The following is a 17,765-nucleotide window of genomic DNA, read 5'->3' as shown; positions in this document are numbered from 1 at the left end:
AATATTGCCAAAAAGTATCTGGAAACTCTTAACGAGCAACCAGTAGTGGTGTTGGGTACGCCAAAGATGTACAGGTTTGACGGATGTTCTTTCGTCGCCTAGAATCTTGAAGCTCTCCATTTCAATGGAGAGTAGTTCACTTCAGATAATCTGCTCCTGAATGAAGCCAATCGTATTCTCGCAGAGAACTTGAAGGCTATGCCGAATCATCAACATCTCCAGGTTAATGACCCGAGTGGACTGATTATTGCGGACAGCGATGCGAAGAAATTGAAGTCGGATTCCTCGAAACGGGATTATTTTAAACAAGCTCTGCAAGGTAAATCGAATATTAGTGAGGTTCTCGTTTCGAATGTTAACCAGAAGAATATCGTGGTCTTCGCAGCCCCGATCAAGGATAGAGACGGGAATGTCCTGGGGGTCTTGGGCAATGTAGACTATGCTGACCTTTTTGTCAATGCCTTAGGAAATATTAAGGTTGGAGACTCAGGGTACGCTTTTATGGTCGACAGCACAGGTACGGTCATAGCTCATCCAGACAAAAGCCTTATTACTAAAAAGACGACAGTTCAAGCCGTCCTCGATATTGTAGCTAAAGGGGATAAACCAACCGAATTACAGAATCAATCTCTCAATTACCAGCAGGATAATAATAAAATGGTTGCGAGTTATGTGATCATTCCAGGGACGAACTGGGTTCTGGTCATTAGTGACTTCGAGACGGACATGATGAAGTCCGTGAGTGTGTTAATGACCCAAATTGTGATGATTATCTTGATCGCCATCGTTATAGCTATCGTCATTGGGTTCTTTATCTCTCGAAGTGTGACTAATCCACTCAAAGAAATCGTCGAAGAGGTGAAAAAAGTCGAGCAAGGGGATTTGACGCAACGCATTCATCATGATTCAAAGGATGAATTTGGGGTACTTGCGGGAGGGTTTAATACCATGATTGGTTCCCTGCAATCGGTTTTGGGTAAAGTTACCCAGACCTCAAATGCAATCAATGATGGAAGCCAGACGCTTTCGGCCTCAGTTGAAGAAATCACTGCGCAAACGCAAAATGTCAATGCGAGTACGGAAGAAATCGCTGCAGGCTTAGAAGAGAATAGTGCAGCGACTGAGGAAGCCACGGCTTCTGCGCAGACCATTCTCGAATCGACGAAATCCCTTGCCGAAAAAGCGGGAGCTGGAGCTCAAAATGTTCAGGAGATTAAAGCACGGGCGATCAATATGGGAACAAAAGCGCAGCAGGCAGCGGATCTATCAACCTCCCTTTACGAAGAGAAACAAGTGAATATCCGCGAAGCAATGAAGGCCGGTGAAGTCGTTGCCGAAATTGGAAATATGGCTCAGGCGATCTCTGATATCGCTGCTCAAACGAATCTCTTAGCCTTGAATGCGGCGATTGAAGCTGCTCGAGCGGGAGAACAGGGCAGAGGGTTTGCAGTTGTCGCTGATGAAGTCAAGAAGCTTGCCGAACAATCCGCGACCACTGTCTCCGGAATCCAAACCGTTACGACTCAGGTTCAAGAGGCGTTTACCCAACTTTCCAATTACTCGGGTGATATTTTGGACTATATTGATGGAACGGTAAACCACGATTATGCTCAGATGCTCGAGAATAGCGCGCAATACCAGAAAGATGCTGAATTTATCGCTGAACTTGTGGAGGATTTTGCCGCAAGCTCGGAACAAATGGCCAACTCTACTGCAGAAATTCTTAAAACGATCGAATCAGTGGCGGCTTCGAGCCAACAAGGAGCGGCGAGTTCTCAGCAAATATCTGATACCGTGACCGAAACGGCCAGTGCGGTCGCAGGGGTCGCTGTCATCGCTCAAGATCAGCAAAGACTTGCGCAGGAGCTCTCTACTTTGGTTCAGAAATTTAAAGTTTAGTTTATTTAATGGAAGGGTTAATAAAAGAATTAAGAAAATATCGAACAATGATATGATTAGTAAAGTTAATGTTCGAAAAGGGGTTGACCAGCGGAATTCTATAATGTAAGATAGGTACAGCGATGAAGAAAAGTCCAGAAAAAGTTCTAAATTAAATTTAAGCCAAAATAGAGTAGAGTGTTCATATAATAGCAGAGATATGGTCTGCAAGTATCTACCGGGCTACCGTAAATGGCCTGACTATGAGCGAAAGTGTACCTAGGGTTGTGGCAAAATGCCCAATCCGAGTGGTACAGATTCAGAGTTAATCTGAATTACACCGAAGGGATAAAAAACCAGGCGGGTAGGTTTCTCTCACGTTCTCGAAGGAGATGAGTTGATTGAAGTCTACCGACCTGGGTTTTTTATTTTTTGTCCAAAGCAATAAAAACAGAACTGAAAGAGGAGGCAAAATTATAATGGAGAACGCCAAGGTTAAACATCCTGTCGATGAGCTGTTGCCAGCTGGCAAACTATTTCTCTATGGGTTACAGCACGTTCTAGCTATGTATGCGGGAGCGGTAGCCGTTCCTTTGATTATTGCTGCAGCGGCTGGTCTTACGAAATCTGAAACTGCTTTTCTAATCAATGCGGACTTATTTACGTGTGGTATTGCAACTTTGCTTCAAACATTGGGAATCTGGAAATTGGGAATTCGACTCCCTGTTATTCAAGGAGTTACCTTTGCTGCAGTGACGCCGATGGTGATGATGGCAAAAGCAGGCGGAATGCAAACCATTTTTGGTGCAGTGATCATCGCCGGTTTGGTCACGTTCTTGATTGCTCCATTTTTTAGTAAACTCATTCGGTTTTTCCCGCCCGTTGTTACGGGCAGTGTGATCACGGTTATTGGTGTTTCTCTTCTCCCCGTAGGTGTGAACTGGGCGGCTGGAGGAGTAGGCAATAAGCAGTACGGGTCCTTAACCTATATAGTGGTCGCGGCCATCGTACTCGTCTCGATTCTCTTGATCAATAAATATTTTAAAGGCTTTATTGCCAATATTGCGGTTTTACTTGGATTAGTGGTTGGTATGATTATAGCTATGCCTCTCGGACTTGTGGACTTCTCTGGTGTAGGGTCAGCTGTTTGGATGGGTATTGATACCCCCTTCCATTTTGGGAAACCTCAATTTGAGGTGGGCGCCATCATATCCATGATCCTGGTGATGTTGGTTGTTATGGTTGAATCGACCGGGGACTTCCTAGCTATTGGCGAAATGGTGGGGAAAAAGGTAGGAGAAGAGGATTTAACTCGAGGACTGCGCGCTGATGGCTTGGCTACCATGCTTGGTGGAGTATTCAATGCGTTCCCCTACACCGCCTTTGCCCAAAACGTGGGTCTTGTCGGTCTCACGGGAGTGAAAAGTCGGTTCGTGGTTGCGACTTCCGGTCTTATCTTAGTGGTCATGGGGCTCTTCCCAAAAGTGGCAACTGTGATTGCCTCTCTGCCGAACGCGGTTCTTGGGGGTGCAGGAATTGCCATGTTTGGAATTGTTGCGGCGAGTGGAATCAGAACCTTATCCAAAGTTGATTTTGATAAGAATCCCCATAATCTATTTATCGTGGCAATCAGTATTGGAGTTGGTCTTATTCCATTAGTCGCGCCTGACTTCTTTAAAATGTTTCCAAACTGGAGCCAAACCATCGTTCATAGTGGGATTACACTGGGTTCACTGACAGCTATTATTTTAAATGCCTTCTTTAATGGAAGTGGAACAAAAGGATTAGGCGATGACGTTTCCAAGGAGTTGTCGGGCAATTCTAAGATTGATGTAGCTTAGGTCTAGTCAACAGTGAAGTTTTTTGGCATACTAGAAAGTAGAAAAAAACTCGTCGGAGGTTAGCATGAAACGGACGAAGTTGGATTGCACTAACGAAGCGCTAACCTCCGGGAGCCTTTGGAAAATGGTACGTAGAGCTCAGGTGGTTACGTTCATCGGGGCAGGTGGCAAAACGACGTGCCTTAACCGTTTGACGCGGGAGATCACCCAAGCTGGGGAACCCGTGATTGCCACAACGACGACAAAAGTGTATCCGTTAACGTTTCCCTCGCTTTGCAAAAATGCGGGGGAATTCCCGTTTCTAGAAATAATTACGCCCTGTTTCTGGTACGCGGACAGCGAAAAAGAGAGCGGAAAATGGCTTGGCCTCCCCACTGAAATTGTGGATCAGGCGATTCATAAGGATTCCAAGTTAAAGGTGAAGGGGCACTTTTGGCTGATTGAAGGGGATGGAGCTCGGGAATGTCAACTCAAATGTTGGGCTGCGCATGAACCCCAAATTCCCCGCTTAACCGAGTCTGCTGTACTGGTTATTGATGGACGATTATGGGGTAAGACACTTCAGGAAAACGAGATCTACCGTTCTGAACTTTGCCCTGACCTGATCGGACACATTTGGAGTCCGAAGCTTGCCTGGGAATATATTCTGAGGTCCCCGGTTTTTAAGCCGGAGTATCGGGAGATGTCCTGGGTTGTTCTTTTCAATGAATGGAGTGGTCCGAAAAATGGGTCAAGACAGGACCCTTTTGATGGTGAAGTGTACGCCTTGCTCAAAGTGGGAGAAGAATATCTTCGGCAAGAGCAACTTCCTGAGTCGCTACTGGCTAAACATTTGAGATTGGCTTCGGGAGATGCAAAGGAGGGAAGCTTACAGTGGTTCGATTTGTGGTGATGGCCTCAGGTCAAGCAACACGGATGGGTCAGGATAAACTGATTTTGCCCTGGAAGGATTCCACTGTTTTGGGATATGTGCTTAAGGTTATTCTCCAGTCTCTTGAAGCTACAAGATCAGGAGCGAAGCTGAACTGTATTTCCGAAGTTGCGGAACCCCCAGCTGAAGTCTGGGTGGTGGCTCGAAAACCGATGCGCGACTATGGAATCAGCGCAAATTGGAGTGCAGGGGACAGGTATAAGGGCGTATGGATCAACCAACCTGCGCTACGACCGCTTGCCGAAACGATAAGCTTAGGACTGGCGGATTTACCAGAAGGAATCTTGGGAATCTGTTTTGTTCCTGGAGATCAGGTGGGTCTTGAACCTCAAAAATTAGGAGAATTAACCCAGTGCTTTCTCGAGAAACAGCCTGACTTTCTCGTTCCACAGGTTGAGAACGTGGGTATCAATGCTTCCCCGGTATTTTTTCACCGCCGCTATTTAGAGGAATTACGCTCTCTTCAAGGAGAGCAAGGGGGAAGGGCCATCCTTCAACGCTATCCTCAACGCTGGTTAAGCTATTCAGTCCCTGCCGAGTTCATGGAAGATGTGGATACTCTGGAAGATTATCAGCGCTTACGAGCGCTATAGAAATAAATAATAGAGGAATGAAGCCAGAAAAAGGAGAGATTTTTGGTGTTCACAATACGCGACTTAGTTCAACCCGCGACAATTGAAGAAGCCTACGCAACGCTGATCAGCAAAAAGATGAATACGGTCTTAGGTGGTTGCTTGTTCTTAAAGATGGGCTCGAAGAGAATCGGAACAGCGATTGACTTATCGAACCCGGAACTTGGGCTTAAGGGGATTCGTGAGCACGAGGACAGCTTTGAAATAGGAGCCATGGCCACGTTTCGGGAAGTGGAAACCTATCCGCAGTTTCAAGAATTTTTCCAGGGAGTCCTTCCCCAAGCTGTACGAAACATTATCGGGGTGCAATTCCGAAACGGCGTGACCGTAGGAGCTTCCGTCTTTTCAAAGTACGGATTTTCCGATTTACTCACCGCGTTGCTTGCCCTTGATGCTGAGGTGGAGTTATTCCACGGGGGGAGAATGACCCTGCAAGCGTTTTTGGCGCAACCCTATGAAAAAGATATTTTAACTAAAATTTGGCTTCAGAAAAACACTCGCCGTGCTGCTTATCAATGTCTCAGAAACTCAGCTAGCGATTATCCTGTGCTGAATGTCGCCGTTTCCGAGTTGGAAGGCCAATGGCGAATCGTGGTTGGAGCCAGGCCGCAACGTGCAATACTCGCGGCAAGGGCCTCCCAGAAGTTGTCAGAGCACGTAAGCGCAAGCGGAGCTTTACTTCAGAACGATGAAACATTGATCGAAGATATCGCAAAGCTTGCTGCAGAGGAACTCTCCTTTGGTACGAATATGCGGGGAAGTGCCGAATATCGTCAAGCGATTTGTCCTGTTTTGGTCAAAAGAGCCCTTAGGGAGGTAGCGCGCAATGCAAATTGAACTCATCATCAATGAAAAAAAAGTACACTGGGATGTCGCTGCCGATGACTTTTTAGCGGACACCTTACGGTCACATGGTTATTTGAGCATAAAAAAAGCGTGTAATACGAGCTGTTGCGGATTATGTACCGTCTGGGTGGAGGGCCAACCGACTCTTTCCTGCTCAATGCTCTCCATTCGAGCGAACGGAAAAAAGCTCACAACCCTAGAAGGCGTTCAGAAGGAAGCCACCGAGTTCGCCCAAATTCTGACAGCTGAGGGAGCGGAACAGTGCGGTTTTTGTAGTCCAGGCTTCGTTATGAATGTCCTGGCCCTGAAAAATGAACTCGAAAATCCAACAGATGAAGAAATTATTCATTACCTAACTGGGAACCTCTGCCGCTGTACCGGCTATATGGGACAGCTGCGCGCGGTCAAAACCTATCTGGGGGTGAATTCAGAACAATGATGAAGACAAAGCAGATTGGGAGAAAAGTGGCTAAGATCGACGGAATGGCCTTGGCTACAGGGAAACCCGTCTACACCGATGATCTTGCAGACGCGAATGCCTTGATTGTTAAACTCTTACGCAGTCCGCATGCGTTTGCACGGATTAAATCAATCGACACGACACGGGCCGAAAAGTTAGAAGGAGTCGAGTGCATCTTCACCTATAAGGATGTACCCCAAACACGTTTTTCGTTAGCCGGGCAATCTTACCCCGAACCTTCGCCCTATGATCGTTTAATTCTGGAAGAAGTCGTACGCTATGTGGGGGACGAAGTCGCCATTATTGCAGCCATCGATGAAAAGACCGCTGTTAAAGCGATGAATTTGATTAAAGTTGAGTATGAGGTATTAAAGCCTGTCCTCAATTTTGAAGAAGCAATCGGGAATTCCACCGTGGTTCACCCAGAAAAGGACGTGCACTGTAACTTTGATATCGGCATGCTCCAAGAACAAAACGTCGTGTCCACCCAAAAGGTAGTCGTCGGAGACGTTGACGAAGAACTGAAAAAGTGTGATGTGATCGTCGAAGGAGTTTATTATCCGCAGGCCCAAGCTCATGCCATGATGGAAACGTATCGCGCCTACACCTACCTCGATTACCTCGGACAATTAGTTGTGGTTAGTTCGACGCAGGTTCCTTTTCATATTCGGCGCCACGTAGCTCGAGCTCTGGAACTGCCAGCAAGTAAGGTTCGCGTCATTAAACCCCGAATCGGGGGAGGTTTTGGTGGGAAACAAACCAGCTCAGGAGATGTTTTTGCCGCCTTCGTAACCTTGAAAACCGGGAAGCCGGCAAAGATCATTTATGATCGGCAAGAAACCTTTAGTTGCACAACGAGTCGGCATGCCATGCGTTTGAAAGTAAAAATGGGAGCCGATCGCGAAGGGTTTATCCGCGCCCTTGATCTTGAAGTATTATCAGATACCGGAGCCTACGGGGAACACGCTTCCACGGTTTTAGGCTGTGTCGCGGAATATACCTTACCTCTCTATAATAAAACCCGAGCCATTCGGTTTAGGGGTCAAGCGGTTTATACCAACAAAATGCCAGCAGGCGCTTTCCGAGGCTATGGAGCGACTCAAGGAACGTTTGCTGTCGAATCTACTGTGAACAAGCTAGCCCTCAAATTAGGGATGGACTCAACCGAGCTTCGTCTTAAAAATATCATCCGCGAAGGGGAAACCTCTCTGGCTACCCAGGGCATCAAGCTGGGTAGCTCAACCCTTGATCGTTGCATTATCAAAGGAAAAGAGCTGATTGGTTGGGAGGAAAAAGGCTTGCGACGCCAGGTTAGTCCGCATAAAGTTCGGGGCCTGGGTATGGCCGTGACGATGCAGGGCTCAGGAATTGCCAATATCGATACAGCCTCTGCCGAGATTCGTTTGAATGATTTGGGGAGCTTTGTCCTCATGCACGGTTTAACTGATAATGGTATGGGCGGGGATACGATTTTGGCGCAGATGGCGGCTGAAGTCCTCGAAACCGAGGTGGACAAAATTGCAGTTCATGCGGTGGACACCGATACGTCTCCTTATGATCCGGGTGCTTATGCTTCCAGCGGGACCTATGTTAGCGGGACAGCTGTGATTAAAGCGGCTAAGGATTTGAAAGCGAAGATTTTGGAGCAAGGTGCGAAATATTTGGAAGTCCCTGTTGAAGAGGTTGAGCTTACTGGGGAAGTGGTGCGCTGGGTTCCGAGCGAGCTTGAACTCGGCAAGGAACCTCAATCGAAAGAGATTACCCTCGCTAAAATGGCGGAACTCGCTGTTCTGGGAATCGGTAAACTTCAACTGGTTGGACAGGCTACGTTTGGTGGCGAAATTTCTCCGTCACCTTATATTGCTGGCTTTGCTGAAGTAGAAGTCGATCAAGAAACTGGGAAGGTGGATCTTCTTCAGTATGTCGCAGTTGTCGATTGCGGAACCGTGATTAACCCCAACCTAGCTCGTATCCAAGCTGAAGGGGGAACCGTTCAGGGGATCGGCATGGCTCTTTTTGAAGATGTCAAGTACAACGACCGAGGGAAAATGCAAACGGACTCGTTTATGCAATATAAAATCCCGACGCGCCTGGACATCGGCCAGGTTAGGATTGCGTTTGAAGAAAGTTATGAACCATCGGGTCCTTTTGGGGCAAAGTCAGTGGGGGAAGTCGTGGCCAATACCCCGGCTCCAGCTATTGCTGATGCCGTGTATAATGCCGTGGGTGTAAGAGTCACGCATCTGCCGATTACTCCGGAGAAAGTGTTTATGGGGATGAAAAAGAAATAAGGAAATTGTAGCTTTTCGCGCATCCGTTCAAGTATAATGGAAGTAGGCTTCTCCCTGGATTTGAGGGGGAAGCCTTATTTTTGGGGGCAAAGAATAGTGAACACTTGGTAAATATGCGAGTGGCTAGGACGCGTCGGAAATCCAAAGTGGTCAGAAGTGCACACTATTATTGAGCTAAAAAAACCCAAATCCAGTTAAGGTTGGGTTTTCTCAAGGGTTGGGCGGCATTTGTACTTTCAACCTTATTTTTTATATTCTGATATTTTCAACATTGGGGAGGAATATATTGGATTTTGTTGAATTGTGATATAAAGGGTTGTTGAATATCAGTTTAAAGACTTAAAACGTAGGATTACTAAATTATAGATTTAGGTTGTAGCCGTAATAAAAAAAGGAGGAAATAACTATGAAGATCGAATCTGTCAGAATAGAAAATTTTAGGAGTTTTAAAGACGAGACAATTAAATTTGATAATTACACTTGTCTTGTAGGCTCAAATGGTGCTGGTAAATCGACTGTATTAAATGCTTTGAATGTGTTTTTTAGACAAAATAAAGATAGTAAAACTGATCTTAGTAAGCTTACAAAAGAAGATTTTCATCATAAAAATACAGATGACCCAGTAAAAATAACCGTGACTTTTACTGAAATTTCAGATTCCGCAAAAGATGAATTATCAGATTACGTTAGACAAGATAAACTAATTGTTTCTTCTGTTGCAAATTTTGATTCGACTACAGATTGTGCTGTGGTTAAGCAATTTGGAAATCGTCTCGGTTTTAATGAGTTTAGAAAATTTTTCGAAGAAGAAAAAAGCGGGGCAAAAGTTTCTGATTTAAAGGAAATCTATTCAACCTTTCAAAAGACATATAGAGATCTACCTGCTCCGGGAGGAAAAACTGCAATGGTTGATGCCCTGAGAAAATATGAAGCCAATCATTCTGAAGGGTGTATATTGATTCCAAGTGAAGATCAGTTTTATGGTGTCAGCAAAGGTGTCAATAAGCTTGCAAGCTACATTCAATGGGTATTTATTGCTGCCTCAAAAGATGCAATAGAAGAAAGCGAAGAATCAAAGACCTCAGCATTGGGACAACTTTTAGGAAGGACTGTTAGATCAAAAGTAAATTTTTCAGAGAAAGTTAGTAAACTAAAGAAAGATGCCCAAGAAGAATATCAGAGAATGCTCGATGTAGAACAATCTGCATTGGACTCAATATCTACCACCTTAAAGGAAAAACTGGAGTCTTGGTCACATCCTGGTATTACTGCTCAGATCCTATGGAAACAAGATTCTGAGAAGTCAATAAAAGTTGAAGAACCTTGGGCTTATATTAGAATTGGTGAAAGAGGATTTGAGGGTGATTTAGCCAGATTTGGCCATGGCTTGCAGCGGTCATATATGCTTGCATTACTTCAAGAATTAACAACTATTTCTGATGAAACTATTCCTACATTGATAATGGGAATTGAGGAACCAGAAATATATCAACATCCTCCTCAGGCTAAACATCTTGCAGAAGTACTAAATGATCTCTCAGAAAACGATTCTCAAATATTGATTTGTTCACATAGCCCTTTATTTATTCCTGGTAACAATTTCGAGACGATAAGAGTTGTAAGAGAAAAAGATAACCCCAGTACGTCATATATATCCCAGCTTTCATATGAAAATTTATCTACTAAACTTGAATTATCCGGGCAAAAAGCTTTAAAGGAAGAAGGAATGTTGGCGAAGCTCTACCCTTCTCTGAACCCAATAATTAATGAGATGTTTTTCTGTAATAATTTGATTTTAACTGAAGGAATTGAAGATGTCGCGTATATCTCAACATATTTAATGCTTACAGGAATTATTATGGATTTCAGGAGATATGGATGTCATATAGTCCCGGTTGGGGGTAAAAGCTCAATTATTAAACCGCTGGCAATGGCAAAATTATTAAGTATACCTACTTTTGTTATTTGTGATGCTGATACAGATAAAGAACAAATTGAAGATGAGGATAGGAGAAATTCCGAAGTGAGTAAGCACAAAAAGGACAATAGAACCATTTTAAATCTTTTAGAATATCCAGACTTAGGAGAATGGCCATCTACATCAATAACCAAACCGGATTTATGTATGTGGAAAACAAACCTTACTCATGCTATAGAAAATGAACTTGGTTCAAACTGGAAAGATTATTTAGATTTAGCCTATGCCCATTATGGAAATCCCGGTGGATTAAAGAAAAATCCTTTAGCAATAGCGCGTGCATTAAAGTCAGGTTGGGAGGATGGATTGAAATCTAATTTACTTATTAAATTAACTGCGGATATTGTTGCTTTTGCCAAAAGTCAAAAAGATTTAGTTAAAATTTAATTTGCTTATACAGTAAAATTATTGGAGGATAGCATCAATGAGTGATGATTGGTTAGAGGAGATAGAACCGCGCTTAAAAAAGAGTTATATATTTGAGATATTTTCTGAGAAATGTGTTAATGATTCTGCAGGTGATCATGCCAAAGCACTGGTAAAAGACGGTGTACTATATGCTTATAATAAATCAAAAACTATTATACGTCATATGCCTGAGTTTACACTTCATGATGCTGGGCATTTATTTCGCGTCTTGCGATTAATGGAGAAGTTACTAACTAAAGAGAATATTGATAAGTTATACGTTCCAGAATTAATGTTACTTATTTTAACAGCATTCTTTCATGATATTGGCATGGCGCCTGATGAGGAGACAATATTATGTTGGAAAAGGTATTGGGATATTGACCCCAAATTCAATGGATCTCAGGAGGAAAAGGAATATATTGAATTTGATAGATTTTGCTCGTCAAGATCCGAAAGAATAAAAGATATAGATGAAGCTAGGGTACAAGGTAATATTACATTATCAGAAACCTTAAAACAGTATTTAATCACCGATTATATAAGAATCACACATGGAAAGCGTTCAAGGGAGATTATTGATAAAGATTGGAATAGTAGAATTAAGTATAGGGACATAGATCTAACTGTAGATTTTGCAGAATTATGTTTTAGTCATTCCGATGATGCAATAAAAATTAGTAATTTGGATAAACATTTAATATGTGGACCAGAAGTGTTTGCATGTTTGCCATTGATTGCTGTTGTACTAAGAATTGCTGACATTTTAGATTTTGATTTAAAAAGGACCCCACCAGTACTGTTCTCCCATTTATATGTTAGGCATCCGGTTTCTTTGCAGGAATGGAGTAAACATCGTGCAATAGAAGCATGGAATATAAATGAAAAAAATATCCAGTTTCATGCCAAATGTACCCATCCAGCAATTGAATCTTCAATTCATAAGTTTTGTGATTTAATAGATCAAGAATTAAGCATATGCAATAATATTCTAAATGAAATTAACGAATTCAATAGTAATAATGACAGATCGCTAATAGTAAGATTACCATTTCAAGTTGATAGAACAAAAATTGAAACCAAAAAAGATATCTCAGGTAAACCAATCTACAATTATAGAGAAACACGATTTGAATTAAGTAAAAATCAAGTGATAGAACTATTAATGGGCACAAAACTATACGGCGATACAGGTGTTGCCCTTCGCGAATTAATTCAGAATTCAATAGATGCGTGTCTACTCAGAAAAGCATTAGAGAATAAATGGGGAAATGATTATAAACCATATCTTGAAGTAAAGTTTTATCATGAAAACTCTGACTCAATTTTAGAAGTGAATGATAATGGAATAGGTATGGATCAATACATTATTGATAATTATTACTCGACTATTGGTTCTTCCTTTTATAAATCATCGGATTTTTATTCTCTTCGCTCTAAAACTGGATTTGATTTTGTACCAATATCAAGATTTGGAATTGGAATATTATCATGTTTTATGGTCACTGATACAATCTTAGTAGATACAAGGAAACTATATGGTCCACATAAATCTAGTGATCCAATAAGTCTAATGATTGAAGGACAGGATAGTATTTTTTGGATAAAAGATGGTGTTCGAGAAATACCTGGAACACAGACAAAGTTAATTTTAAGAAAGAACGAAAACCCTTGGCAAGATTTGAGTGAACAAAAATTTATCAATTTGGTAGAAGAAGCAGTCCCAAATCCACCATTTCCTATTCAAATTACAACATTAAGCCAAACGAAAATGAGAGATGAACGTAGTTTTAAAGAATTAACAGCTACTTCTTTAAAAGATTATTCATGGGATGAACATGAGAACTTAAAAGAAATTGAAATGGAATTTAATGATGTAAGTGAAGGTATTATTGGTTCAGCAATAATTGGAATATTAGAAAAAAATGGTATGCCAATTAAAAAATTCGATATGATAAATAAAAACATAGAGATTGAAGGTGAAATGTATCAATTGGATAAAAGTATTAAGATATCTAATAATGAAATTGAACTTTCTACCACGACTGTAACAATTGATATGATTTAACTGAGGAGAAGATACACTACAAAGCACGGTAGGAGGAGTCGTAGACTGCTCTTCTCAGCTTAAATCAGTATATTAAACAGTGTAAGAATCATCTTTCAAGCACAAATAAGTGGTTCTATAAGACCGTACGCTAATCATTGTTTTAGCTACTCGTTAAATGTGTGATGATTCAGTCAATGTCTTCCTCCTTAACTATAGAAAGGAGGTTGTAACGTGAAAGTTGTTTACCCTATCTGCTGTGGTGTCGATGTGCATAAAACTTTTCTCGTCGCCACAATCATTACTTCACAGGGAATTACTCCTCATTATTCCAAAAAGAGATTCTCCACCTTTAACAAGTCCATTCTCCAATTCAAGCAATGGTTGATTGATAACAACTGTTTTGATGTGTGCATGGAATCGACGGGGAAATATTGGGTTCCCATCTTTAATCTTTTGGAAGATACCATCCGTATTACTGTCGCTAACCCCAAATGGGTGAAAGCTGTAAAGGGAAACAAGGACGATACCAAAGATTCAAAGTGGATTGGAGACCTTTTTCGTTTAGGTTTAGTCCCAGGAAGTTTTATCCCCCCTAAGCCCATTCGTATCCTGCGTGAATACACCCGCTATCGATCCAAACTTGTTTCCTGTAAAAGTAGCGAAAAGAACCGTTTCCAGAACGCCTTCACCGTCTGCAATGTAGCCCTTGATGCTGTCGTTTCCGACATGTTTGGCAAATCCGCCTCTTCCATCACGGACTACTTGATTTCATCTAACTCTTTTAATCCTGATTATTGCTCATCTCTTCTTCAAAGGTCTTTAAAGAAAAAAGCAGATGCCGTAGTTGAATCCATTGAAGGATATCAAATGACCAAGGAACAAAAGGAACGAATAATCCTGGTTCGCTCCCATCTTGAATTTATTCAACAATCCATTACTATGCTCGATGAGAAGTTGGATAAGATGCTCGTTCCTTATGAGAATGCCATTACTCTTCTTTGTACCATTCCTGGAGTTGACAGAGCTTCTGCTATTACCATCATCTCCGAGATTGGCACCGATATGACTCAGTTTGCCAGTTCCAAACGTTTATGTTGCTGGGCGGGCTTAACACCTGGCAACAATGAATCTGCAAGTAAGAAGAAATCTGTTCGAATAACACGTGCTGGCGTCTACCTCAAACCTGTATTGGTACAAATTGCCCATGCAGCCGTGAAGTCGAATAAATCTCCTTACTACAAAGTCAAGTATGAACGAATTAGCAAAAGGAGAGGCAAAAAAAGAGCCATAATCGCTATCGCAAGGATGATACTCACCGCCATCCACAATATGTTTATTACTGGTGAAGAATTCAATCCCAGTGATCTGTATAAGATTGATATGCCCCAAGAAATGGTGGAAAAGCAGAAAGAAAAAGCTATTAAACAAGCAGTTAAACTTCTACTTTCACATGGTCTGATAAAGGAAACTGACATTTCCGTGGTTTAAACTAAAGCTTTATTTTTTCTGGGCCTTCAAAGCCTTAATTTGGTGCACCCTTTTTTAGGCTGAGATAAGTTATTTTTCATGCTATCTTTCTTAATACATTTCCTTTTCGCTAAAATTTTTCTAGATTAAAGATTACTTATTGTTAAATGGCAAGCTGTTCGCCCGGTTTGTCATTTTTCTTTGGGAATATACTCCAAATGAATTGATATTGAAGTTTTGCAAGGTCAAATTCCTATGCTGAAGCTAACTGAATGATTGTTCTGGAAGAATACAGGGATGAAGGGATATCAGCATACAATGGAACTAAGCGTCCAGACTTTGAGGCAATGATAAGACATGCTAAAGAGGATAAAGAAATTAAGCATATCTTGGTTCACGATTCATCCCGATTCTCCCGTCATAAATACCGCTCATCGTCAATCAAAGGAGAGCTTCAGCAGCATGGAGTTACTGTCATTCTAGTAAATTCGCCTTATGATCCTACAACCATTGAAGGAGTTTGGCGGGATTCAATTGATGAAGCTATGGCTTAAACCACATCCATGGTCATAGGGCAGCATGTCGTAAAAGGGATGGTCGAAAATGCCAGCAAAAGAGATCCAGAAACAGGATATTGCTATAAAAATGGTGGACGTGCTCCCTATGGTTACAGACTGAATGGGTTATACATAGGAAAGGGTCAACGTAAAGATAACTATAAGCTGCTTTGGGAAAAAGACCCGGAGACAGCTCCTATCTTACAGAGAATGGTAGTCGATTGGCGGATTGGTGAAGGCTTATCCTATCATCAAATTAGGGATCGTTTGAATGAACAAAACATCCCTAATCCGAGCGGGACTACCTGGATTAGTTCTTCTATCAGCCAAATGTTTCGTGAAGATAGACTCATGCAGTATGCCGGATATTATTATTGGAATAAGACCGCAAAACGGGGGACTAAAGGGCAGACACGCAAAGATAAAAGTGAATCGATTATTGTTGAAAATGCACACTCAGCAATCATTTCGGTTGAAGAGGTAAAAGCAGCATTGGCTTTAGCTCGCAGTAGGCAACCAAGAACAGCAGCGATCAGCAGCTTTAATAGTCGTTGGGCTTTAACTGGATTAAATCTTGAAGGGCAACCCTTCTTTACTTGCAAATGCTGCGGTGGAAATATGTCAGGACTTAATGATCCCAGAGGGGGCAAATATGCTTGCAGCAACTACCATTACCGTGGGGAAGTAGCCTGCACCAATCAACACACCGTAAGAAGGCCAGTCCTCGAAAAGAAGTTGTTACAGCAAATTGAAGAGAACTTTGGAGAGCCGGAAGTTTTAGACTCTCTGATGAGTGAACTCAATTCCCGTTTAAATGGTGAGCTTGAATCTTACCATAAAAATATTAAATCCATGGAAAAAGAGCTAAACAAAGTGGAAAAACTTATCGATGATACGTTTACAGCTTTTGCCAAAGGATTAGATCCGGATCTGTGCAATGAGCGCTTAACAAAGCTTAAAGCCCAGAGAGAGGAACTAAACGTTAAGATGGAGAAATCAAAAAAAGATGAGCCAAAGCCCCTGGCCATTAATACCCAAAAAGCTAAGGCTATGCTTAATGATCTAAAAAAAATCTATGAGAATGGTACAAACGAGCAAAAAAGAACGTTATTTAAAACCTATATAAGACGAATGCAATTTGACCCAGAAACTAATCAGGTGGACGTAGTTTTCTATACGCCTTATGTCCAAGAAAAATTGCGAACTGGAGCATACTTGCAGACATACATTGCTGACGATGTCGGGAATGCCCAGAACGTCAATACCGGAAGCTTTTAAAGCCTAGAAGATCGAAGTTCTCTCACTTAACGCATTTTGTTTTGTTTTGAAGAGTGAGATGAGGGTGGAAAAATTTGTTGCAAGCTACCATAATTTATTGTAAACTTAAATTAAATTTAAGGTTTACAATAATAAATGTGAGGAGTGTTACAAAGATGAGTCAAAGTCAGTCGCAGTCGCCTAATCTCCGTATGATGGTTTTTGCATGTCTTTTTACAGCATTAATAGTAATTGGAGGTTATATTAGCTTCCCAATTCCCCTCAGTCCCGTACCTATTGTATTATCAGATTTCTTTACGATGCTGGCAGGTTTATTCTTAGGAGCATCCTGGGGGGGGGCTAGTGTAGGATTATTTCTCTTTTTAGGTGCACTTGGACTTCCTGTTTTCGCAGGTGGAAAAGCAGGCCTGGTCGTTCTTTTTGGGCCTACAGGCGGTTTCTTATTTGGGTATTTGATTGCTGCCCTTGTAATTGGGTTGATTTCTGGAAAAGGTAAATCCTCATTTATAAAAGACCTCGCTGCTTTAATTGTTGGAAACATAATTCTCTTCGGCATTGGTGTTCCTTGGCTTAAACTGGCGTTAAAACTTTCATGGGGAAAAGCATTGGCCTTGGGACTTTTACCGTTCATACCCGGTATGATAATCAAAATTATTGTTGCACTCGCTTTAATCAAAACATTGCGCCCCCTTCTCAAGTCGGTGATCACTAATCAATCACAAAGTGGGGGGGACTAAATGAGCATTCTTGCAACTCAACATTTGACACACATTTTTCCTAACGGCAAAATTGCGATTAATGATATAAACCTTTCAATTCAAGATGGGGAGTTCGTTATTATTGTAGGCTCTAATGGTTCGGGAAAAACTGTTTTGATACGACATTTTAATGGACTCTTTCTTCCTACTAAAGGGAAAATATTACTGGACGGGGAGCCGATAACCAAAGATCTTACTTCGGTAAGGAAAAAAATCGGATTGATTTTTCAAAATTCGGACAGTCAAATAGTGGGTCAAACTGTTGCCGAGGATGTGGCATTTGGTCCTGAAAACCTTAATTTATCCCGTAAGGAAGTTGATGATAGAGTTAAAGAATCACTTGAAGCTGTAGGATTAAGCGCTTTTGCTAATCAACAACCCCATACGCTG

The 17,765-nt window shown here is 41.8% G+C and carries 14 protein-coding genes and 1 riboswitch; all 14 genes read left to right on the top strand.

What is annotated here, in order from left to right; genetic code table 11:
* The first annotated feature begins 150 nt into the window (after positions 1–150).
* Positions 151–1,899: a methyl-accepting chemotaxis protein gene (locus VM640_RS11025; RefSeq protein ID WP_325392158.1), complete on the top strand. Its 1,749-nt coding sequence runs from the start codon at positions 151–153 to the stop codon at positions 1,897–1,899.
* A gap of 161 nt (positions 1,900–2,060) precedes the next feature.
* Positions 2,061–2,162, top strand: a riboswitch (purine riboswitch).
* 195 nt (positions 2,163–2,357) lie between these two features.
* Positions 2,358–3,719 (top strand): nucleobase:cation symporter-2 family protein, encoded by a 1,362-nt coding sequence (locus VM640_RS11020; protein ID WP_325392156.1) that lies wholly within the window; start codon positions 2,358–2,360, stop codon positions 3,717–3,719.
* A gap of 64 nt (positions 3,720–3,783) precedes the next feature.
* Positions 3,784–4,611, top strand: a complete 828-nt coding sequence (gene yqeC, locus VM640_RS11015; RefSeq protein WP_325392154.1) for a selenium cofactor biosynthesis protein YqeC — start codon at positions 3,784–3,786, stop codon at positions 4,609–4,611.
* Positions 4,593–5,243 carry a nucleotidyltransferase family protein gene (locus tag VM640_RS11010; RefSeq protein WP_325392152.1) on the top strand — a complete coding sequence of 217 codons (651 nt, stop codon included), beginning with the start codon at positions 4,593–4,595 and terminating at the stop codon, positions 5,241–5,243. The genes yqeC and VM640_RS11010 overlap by 19 nt, the downstream gene beginning before the upstream one ends.
* A gap of 45 nt (positions 5,244–5,288) precedes the next feature.
* Positions 5,289–6,119 (top strand): FAD binding domain-containing protein, encoded by an 831-nt coding sequence (locus tag VM640_RS11005; protein WP_325392150.1) that lies wholly within the window; start codon positions 5,289–5,291, stop codon positions 6,117–6,119.
* Positions 6,109–6,567 (top strand): (2Fe-2S)-binding protein, encoded by a 459-nt coding sequence (locus tag VM640_RS11000; RefSeq protein ID WP_325392148.1) that lies wholly within the window; start codon positions 6,109–6,111, stop codon positions 6,565–6,567. Before VM640_RS11005 ends, VM640_RS11000 begins: the two co-directional genes overlap by 11 nt.
* Positions 6,567–8,879 (top strand): xanthine dehydrogenase family protein molybdopterin-binding subunit, encoded by a 2,313-nt coding sequence (locus VM640_RS10995; protein WP_414647964.1) that lies wholly within the window; start codon positions 6,567–6,569, stop codon positions 8,877–8,879. The genes VM640_RS11000 and VM640_RS10995 overlap by 1 nt, the downstream gene beginning before the upstream one ends.
* A gap of 406 nt (positions 8,880–9,285) precedes the next feature.
* Complete coding sequence (locus tag VM640_RS10990) at positions 9,286–11,244, top strand: ATP-dependent nuclease (protein ID WP_325392145.1); 1,959 nt, start codon at positions 9,286–9,288, stop codon at positions 11,242–11,244.
* Between the two features lie 37 nt (positions 11,245–11,281).
* Complete coding sequence (locus VM640_RS10985; protein WP_325392143.1) at positions 11,282–13,333, top strand: HD domain-containing protein; 2,052 nt, start codon at positions 11,282–11,284, stop codon at positions 13,331–13,333.
* A 213-nt stretch (positions 13,334–13,546) separates the two neighbouring features.
* Positions 13,547–14,803, top strand: coding sequence for an IS110 family RNA-guided transposase (locus VM640_RS10980; RefSeq protein WP_325392141.1), 1,257 nt, complete (start codon positions 13,547–13,549; stop codon positions 14,801–14,803).
* Between the two features lie 251 nt (positions 14,804–15,054).
* Positions 15,055–15,336 carry a recombinase family protein gene (locus tag VM640_RS10975; protein ID WP_325392139.1) on the top strand — a complete coding sequence of 94 codons (282 nt, stop codon included), beginning with the start codon at positions 15,055–15,057 and terminating at the stop codon, positions 15,334–15,336.
* A gap of 9 nt (positions 15,337–15,345) precedes the next feature.
* Complete coding sequence (locus VM640_RS10970) at positions 15,346–16,617, top strand: recombinase family protein (protein ID WP_325392137.1); 1,272 nt, start codon at positions 15,346–15,348, stop codon at positions 16,615–16,617.
* 191 nt (positions 16,618–16,808) lie between these two features.
* Complete coding sequence (locus VM640_RS10965; RefSeq protein WP_325392135.1) at positions 16,809–17,354, top strand: biotin transporter BioY; 546 nt, start codon at positions 16,809–16,811, stop codon at positions 17,352–17,354.
* On the top strand, positions 17,355–17,765 hold a 411-nt coding region (locus tag VM640_RS10960; protein WP_325392133.1), incomplete at its 3' end, for an energy-coupling factor ABC transporter ATP-binding protein.

This window comes from Desulfitobacterium sp. (assembly GCF_035539115.1).
In the GTDB taxonomy this organism is placed as follows: Bacteria; Bacillota; Desulfitobacteriia; order Desulfitobacteriales; family Desulfitobacteriaceae; genus Desulfitobacterium_A.
Note: the sequence above shows the minus strand (reverse complement) of the source record. Positions and strands in the feature narration are given on the sequence as shown.

Excerpts from the sequence above, each read along its gene's own strand:
- VM640_RS11020 (WP_325392156.1), top strand. The coding sequence starts at position 2,358 with ATGGAGAACGCCAAGGTTAAACATCCTGTCGATGAGCTGTTGCCAGCT.
- yqeC (WP_325392154.1), top strand. The coding sequence starts at position 3,784 with ATGAAACGGACGAAGTTGGATTGCACTAACGAAGCGCTAACCTCCGGG.
- VM640_RS11000 (WP_325392148.1), top strand. The coding sequence starts at position 6,109 with ATGCAAATTGAACTCATCATCAATGAAAAAAAAGTACACTGGGATGTC.
- VM640_RS10995 (WP_414647964.1), top strand. The coding sequence starts at position 6,567 with ATGAAGACAAAGCAGATTGGGAGAAAAGTGGCTAAGATCGACGGAATG.
- VM640_RS10990 (WP_325392145.1), top strand. The coding sequence starts at position 9,286 with ATGAAGATCGAATCTGTCAGAATAGAAAATTTTAGGAGTTTTAAAGAC.
- VM640_RS10985 (WP_325392143.1), top strand. The coding sequence starts at position 11,282 with ATGAGTGATGATTGGTTAGAGGAGATAGAACCGCGCTTAAAAAAGAGT.
- VM640_RS10975 (WP_325392139.1), top strand. The coding sequence starts at position 15,055 with ATGATTGTTCTGGAAGAATACAGGGATGAAGGGATATCAGCATACAAT.
- VM640_RS10970 (WP_325392137.1), top strand. The coding sequence starts at position 15,346 with ATGGTCATAGGGCAGCATGTCGTAAAAGGGATGGTCGAAAATGCCAGC.
- VM640_RS10965 (WP_325392135.1), top strand. The coding sequence starts at position 16,809 with ATGATGGTTTTTGCATGTCTTTTTACAGCATTAATAGTAATTGGAGGT.